The sequence below is a fragment of the Phenylobacterium sp. genome (assembly GCF_020402505.1).
Classification (GTDB): domain Bacteria; phylum Pseudomonadota; class Alphaproteobacteria; order Caulobacterales; family Caulobacteraceae; genus Phenylobacterium.
The window spans coordinates 1-2,842 of sequence record NZ_JADBZL010000090.1 but is presented as its reverse complement, the minus strand read 5'-3'; the positions used below and the strand labels follow the sequence as shown (position 1 = coordinate 2,842).

At 72.5% G+C, this 2,842-nt stretch carries 4 protein-coding genes; all 4 read left to right on the top strand.

Features of this window, described 5'->3' with window-relative positions; genetic code table 11:
* Positions 1-166: 166 nt before the first annotated feature.
* From IM632_RS07055 to IM632_RS07040, 4 genes are read left to right on the top strand one after another with little or no spacing between them, the layout of a single operon-like run.
* Positions 167-1,165 carry an agmatine deiminase family protein gene (locus IM632_RS07055; protein ID WP_296552162.1) on the top strand — a complete coding sequence of 333 codons (999 nt, stop codon included), beginning with the start codon at positions 167-169 and terminating at the stop codon, positions 1,163-1,165.
* Positions 1,165-2,043, top strand: a complete 879-nt coding sequence (gene aguB, locus IM632_RS07050; protein WP_296521206.1) for an N-carbamoylputrescine amidase — start codon at positions 1,165-1,167, stop codon at positions 2,041-2,043. Before IM632_RS07055 ends, aguB begins: the two co-directional genes overlap by 1 nt.
* On the top strand, positions 2,040-2,576 hold the full coding sequence (locus tag IM632_RS07045) for a GNAT family N-acetyltransferase (protein WP_296521204.1): 537 nt from the start codon (positions 2,040-2,042) through the stop codon (positions 2,574-2,576). Before aguB ends, IM632_RS07045 begins: the two co-directional genes overlap by 4 nt.
* Before the next feature lie 60 nt (positions 2,577-2,636).
* Positions 2,637-2,831: a DUF559 domain-containing protein gene (locus IM632_RS07040; RefSeq protein WP_296552163.1), complete on the top strand. Its 195-nt coding sequence runs from the start codon at positions 2,637-2,639 to the stop codon at positions 2,829-2,831.
* The last annotated feature ends 11 nt before the right edge of the window (positions 2,832-2,842 follow it).

Here is a 2,842-nt window from a genome sequence, read left to right as displayed (position 1 = left end):
GTCAAGTTCGGCGTCAAGTACTCCTTCTGATCCCAGCCGGGTTCAGCGGAATTCGGGGGGCGGTCCGGCGACGGGCCGCCTCTTCGCTTTTCGGGGGCGGCGCGAAAGCTTGACGTGGGGGCCCGCCTCGCCCATCTGCCCGCGTCCCTCCTGGGAGAACCGCGCCATGTCCCGTCCCGTCCCCGCCGAGTGGGTCCCGCACCGGGCCATGTGGCTGGGCTTTCCCAGCCACGCCGACCTCTGGGAGGACAACCTTGTCCCCGCCCAGGACGAGGTGGCGGCCCTCGCCCGGGCCCTGGCCGGCCCCGGCGGCGAGCGCGTGCGCCTGATGACCGGGACCCCGGAGGGCGACGCAGAGGCCCGCCGGCGCCTGGGCGGAGTCGCCGGCGTCGACATCATCGCCGGCCGCTTCGGCGATGTCTGGCTGCGGGACACCGGCCCCATCTTCCTCGGGCCGGACGCCGCCGCTGGCTTCCGGTTCAACGGCTGGGGCGGAAAGTACGACCTGCCCCATGACGACGAGGTGGCCGACCAGGTCGCCGCCGCAGCCGGGGTGGACCTCCTCCGCAGCGAGGCCATCCTCGAGGGCGGCGCCCTCGACCACGACGGGGAGGGGACGATCCTCACCACCCGCCAGTGCCTCCTGAACCCCAACCGGAACCCGGGTTGGACCGAGGCCGCGGCCGAAGCGGTTCTCGCCAGGGATCTCGGCGCCCGCAAGGTCCTCTGGCTTGGGGCCGGCCTGCAGAACGACCACACGGACGGCCATGTGGACAACCTGGCGCGCTTCGCCGCCCCCGGCGTCGTGGTCTGCCCGGTGGGATTCGGCGCCGGCGACCCCAATGGCGAGGTCTATGACGCCGCGGCCCGGGCCCTGTCGGGGATGACGGACGCCGCGGGGCGCTCCCTGCGGGTGATCCGGATTCCCTCGCCAGGCTGGATCGAGGTGGATGGCGTGGGCGGCGCCCCGGCCAGCCACATGAATTTCATCATCGCCAACCGCGCCATTCTCCTGCCGGTCTACGGCGAGGGCCTGGCCGCCCGCCTGGCCGCCCAGGGGCTTGCCGAGGCCTTCCCCGGGCGCGAGGTCATAGCCCTGCCGTCCAACGCCCTCCTGTCCGGCGGCGGATCCTTCCACTGCATCTCCCAGCAGGAGCCGGCCTAATGCCCCGCACCCTCACCGTCGCCGCCCTGCAGGCCGCCTATGGCGCGGACCGGGACGCCAACATCGCCCGCACCGCCGACCTGATTCGCGAGGCGGCCAGCCGGGGCGCCCAGGTCATCCTGCCGTCGGAGCTCTTCCAGGGCCCCTATTTCTGCGTCGCCCAGGAGGAGCGCTGGTTCGGGCAGGCCCATCCCTGGCGCGAGCATCCCTGCGTCACCGCCCTGGCGCCCCTGGCCGCCGAGCTGGGCGTGGTCCTGCCCATCTCGATCTTCGAGCGCGAGGGGCCGCACTACTTCAACAGCCTGGTCATGGTGGACGCCGACGGCTCCCTCCTCGGCCTCTACCGCAAGAGCCACATCCCCGACGGCCCAGGCTACATGGAGAAGTACTACTTCCGGCCCGGCGACACCGGCTTCCGGGTCTGGGACACCCGTTTCGGGCGGATTGGCGCCGGGATCTGCTGGGACCAGTGGTACCCGGAGTGCGCCCGGGCCATGGCCCTGATGGGCGCCGAGGTCCTCTTCTATCCCACCGCGATCGGTTCCGAGCCTCATGACGCGAGCCTCGACACGGCCGCGCCCTGGCGCAGGGCCATGCAGGGCCACGCCGTCTCCAACATCATCCCTGTGGTGGGCGCCAACCGGACGGGCTTCGAGCCCTGGGCGGGCTATCCCGGCGGGGGCCAGGGCTTCTACGGCTCCAGCTTCATCGCCGACCACAGGGGAGACCTCGTCGCCGACATGGGCCGGCACGAGGAGGGCGTCGCGGTGGCGACCTTCGACCTCGACTTCCTCGCCGGCCACCGGGCCGCCTGGGGCTTCTTCCGGGACCGGCGCACCGACCTCTACGGATCGCTGGTCCAGCCGAGGCCGGCGTGATCGAGACCGCGCGGCTGGTCCTGAGGCCCTGGCGCGACGAGGACCGCGCGGCCTTCGCCGCGATCAACGCCGATCCCCGCGTCCATGGCTGGCTGGGCGGGCCCATCTCGCCGGAGGCGACCAACGCCATGGTCGACCGGATCAACGCCGCCATGGCGGCGAACGGCTTCAGCTTCTGGGCGGCGGAGCACAGGGTGGACGGCCGGCTGGCGGGAATGATCGGCCTATCCCGGGTCGCGGCGGGCGACCTGCCTGTGGGGCCCTGCGTGGAGATCGGCTGGCGGCTCCACCCGGACTTCTGGGGTCTTGGACTGGCCAGCGAAGGCGCGAAGGCGGCGCTCGACTGGGGCTTCGGCCCCGGCAGCCTTGCCGAGATCATCGCCTTCACGGCGCAGACCAACCTGGCCTCCCAGGCGGTCATGCGCCGGATCGGGATGACCCCCGACCCGTCGCGGGACTTCGACCATCCGCGCCTGGCGCAGGACCATCCCCTGCGCCGGCACGTGGTCTGGACGTCGAAGGGGCAGGCCTGAGGGGTCAACGGAACCGCTGCTGAGCCCCTAGCCTTTTGGGCCGAGGGTGAGCAGGCCCGCCTGTGCGTCGAGTTGGACGGCTACAGCCACGGCGCGGCGGATCGGCCGGAGCGCGACGCGGCGCGGGACCGGTGGCTCGCCAGCCAGGGGATCGAGACCCTGAGGCTCCGCGCCGGCCTCGTCCTGGAAGACCTCGACGCCGCCCTCGGCATGATCCGCACGGCGGCGCGGACGAGGCTTGGCAAGGTGGATTGACCGCCCCCCAT